General features: G+C 67.4%; 3 protein-coding genes. 1 reads left to right on the top strand and 2 read right to left on the bottom strand.

Annotated elements, in window-relative coordinates; all coding sequences use genetic code 11:
* A partial coding sequence (locus ACIKT0_RS16310; protein WP_407106428.1) for an AsmA family protein occupies positions 1-1,093 on the top strand: 1,093 nt, incomplete at its 5' end.
* A 2-nt stretch (positions 1,094-1,095) separates the two neighbouring features.
* Here the strand turns inward: ACIKT0_RS16310 and ACIKT0_RS16305 are convergent.
* Together ACIKT0_RS16305 and ACIKT0_RS16300 are read right to left on the bottom strand one after the other, a co-directional pair.
* Positions 1,096-1,917, bottom strand: coding sequence for an ABC transporter permease (locus tag ACIKT0_RS16305; protein WP_407106426.1), 822 nt, complete (start codon positions 1,915-1,917; stop codon positions 1,096-1,098).
* On the bottom strand, positions 1,914-2,792 hold the full coding sequence (locus ACIKT0_RS16300; RefSeq protein WP_407106430.1) for an ABC transporter permease subunit: 879 nt from the start codon (positions 2,790-2,792) through the stop codon (positions 1,914-1,916). Before ACIKT0_RS16300 ends, ACIKT0_RS16305 begins: the two co-directional genes overlap by 4 nt.
* Between the last annotated feature and the right edge of the window lie 94 nt (positions 2,793-2,886).

Genomic DNA, 2,886 nt, shown 5'->3' with positions numbered 1-2,886 from the left:
CCGCCTCGTCGAAGGAAGCTCCATGGACAAGACCAAGGCGCTCGACGCCGCCCTGTCGCAAATCGAGCGGGGAGACATCAGCGCCCGGGCGTCCTCGCTGCGCGAGACGCTGAGATGGCTCGGCGCGCCCGCGCCCCGGCGCAGTTCGCCCCTCACGGGATTTTCGCTCACGGGCCGCGCCACCGCCGATCATGAAGGCTTCGCGGTCTCGAACGCGGAGCTGAACCTCGAGGGCGGCGCGTTCTTCGGCGTCGGCCGGCTGACGCTCGAGAACGGCAGGCCGAGCATCGAGGCCACGCTCGACACCGGCCGGCTCGATCTCGACCCCTATGTGAACGGCATCGCGCCGGCCCTTCGCGACGAGGGCGGCGGCTGGAACGCGAAGCGGATCGATCTCAAGCCGGTCAAGGGCTACGACCTGGACCTGCGGCTGTCGGCCGACCAGATCCGCCTGGGCGATCTTCGGATCGGCGAGACGGCGGCAACGATCTCCGTCGCCAACGACAGCCTCGACGTCGCGATCGGCGAGGCTGAGGCCTATGACGGCAGCGTCGGCGGCCGGCTTTCGCTCAGCCGCGATCCGGGAGGCGTCCGCATCCGCGTCGAAGGGGCGCTGAAAGGGGTCGACCTTCAGGCGGCGCTGCGGCGTTTCGTGGTTTCCCCCGTGCTGACCGGGGCGCTCTCGGGCGAACTCTCGCTCGAAGGCGCCGGCGCCTCCATCGCCGCCGTCGTGGCGAGCCTGCACGGGAGCGCCGAGGCGCATCTCGCGGACGGCACGTTCAATGCGGGTGGAAAGGGCCGGGCCCTGACGCTCGCGGGCCTGCGCGGCGCGATGAAGGTGAGCGCCGCCCAGGCGACGATCGAGGTCAAACAGGGCGTCGCCTACACGAGGGATCTGTCGATCGTCGGCGAGGACGCGACCCTGACGCTCGCCGGGGAGGCGCGGCTCGTCGAGCGCGAGCTGAAGCTGCAGGGCTCGGTCCGGCCGCCGAACGGCAAATGGGTTTTGCCGGTGCGGCTGGAGGGCTCCTTCCTGGCGCCGAAACTCAAGGCGGCGCTGGCCGCCGGCGAGGCCCGCGCCTCCGGCGAGTAGCCTCAGCGGCCGGCGGCCGCGGCGCGCTCGGCCCTCTGCCGCTCGTTCTCGGCACGCTTGGTGGCGATCGACGCGATGATCACGCCGGTGGTCACGATCGCGATCAGGATCGTGCAGACCGCGTTGATCTCGGGCTTCACCCCGAGCCGCACCGACGAGTAGATCCGCATCGGCAGCGTGGTCGCGCCGGGCCCCGTGGTGAACTGCGAGATCACCAGATCGTCGATCGAGAGCGTGAAGGCGAGCATCCAGCCGGAGACGATCGCCGGCAGGATGATCGGCAGGGTGACGACGAAGAACGTCTTCACCGGCGGGCAGCCGAGGTCCTGCGCGGCCTCCTCGAGGCTCCTGTCGAACGACACCAGCCGCGACTGCACCACGACGGCCACGAAGCACATCGAGAAGGTGACGTGCGCCAGCATGAGCGTGAAGAAGCCGCGATCGAGCCCCACGGCCACGAACAGCAGGAGCATGGAGAGTCCGGTGATCACCTCCGGCATCACGAGCGGCGCGTAGACCATTCCGGAAAACAGCGTGCGTCCCCGGAAGCGGCCCATGCGAACGAGCGTGATCGCCCCGAGCGTCCCCAGCGCGGTCGCAAGCGTCGCCGAAATCAGCCCGACGCGAAGCGTGACCCATGCGGCCTCGAGCAGTTGCTCGTTGTGCCACAGCGAAACGTACCAGCGGGTCGAAAACCCGCCCCATACGGTGACGAGCTGCGACTCGTTGAACGAGTAGATCACCAGCAGGACGATCGGCAGATACAGGAAGGCGAAGCCGAAGGTCAGCGCCACGAGATTTATCGAGGAGAGGCCGTTTCTCACGCCTTGCCCTCGAGCTCTTTGGCCTGGACGTTGTTGTAGATCGCGATCGGCACGACGAGCACCAGCAGGAGCAGCACGGCGATGGCGGAGGACACCGGCCAGTCCCGGTTGAGGAAGAATTCGCTGTAGAGCGTCTTGCCGATCATCAGCGTATCGGAGCCGCCCAGCAGATCCGGGATCACGAACTCCCCGACGGCGGGGATGAACACCAGGAAGCAGCCGGCCACCACGCCCGGCAGCGAGAGCGGCACGGTGATCTGCCAGAAGGCGCGCCAGGGCGGTGACCCAAGATCGGCCGCGGCCTCGAGCAGCGTCTCGTCGAGCTTCTCGAGGCTCGAATAGAGCGGCAGCACCATGAACGGCAGGTAGGAATAGACGATGCCGATATAGACGGCCGTCTCGGTGTTCATGATGTAGAGCGGCTCGCTGATCACCCCGGTCCACATCAGGAAGGCGTTGAGCAGGCCGTCCGGATTGAGGATGCCGATCCAGGCGTAGACGCGGATCAGCAGCGAGGTCCAGAACGGCAGGATGACGGCCATCAGCAGGGTCGGCCGGATGCTCCTCGGCGCCCGGGCCATGCCGTAGGCCATCGGATAGGCGATCAGGAGCGCCAGCAGCGTGGAGATCGCCGCGATCTTGAGGCTCGAGAGATAGGAGGCGACGTAGAGCTCGTCCTCGAACAGGATCGAGTAGTTCTCGAGGCTGAGGCCCGACACGAAGTCGACCAGCCCCTGCCAGCCGGCGGCGAGATCGAGCACCGGCTCGTAGGGCGGCTGCGCGATCGTGGTCTGCGACAGCGATATCTTCAGGACGATCGCGAACGGCGCGAGGAACAGCGCGAGCAGCCACAGATAGGGGATGCCGATCAGCAGCCAGCGCTTCCAGCGGCCGGCCCGCCAATGGTCGCGCCTAAGACGTTCGTTGAATGAGAGCGTGTTCGCTGATCGTACATGTGCCACCGAAGGA

The sequence above is a fragment of the Hansschlegelia beijingensis genome (assembly GCF_045505405.1).
Taxonomy (GTDB): Bacteria; Pseudomonadota; Alphaproteobacteria; order Rhizobiales; family Methylopilaceae; genus Methylopila; species Methylopila beijingensis_A.
The sequence above is the reverse complement of the archived record's forward strand: the minus strand, read 5'-3'. Positions and strand labels throughout refer to the sequence as shown.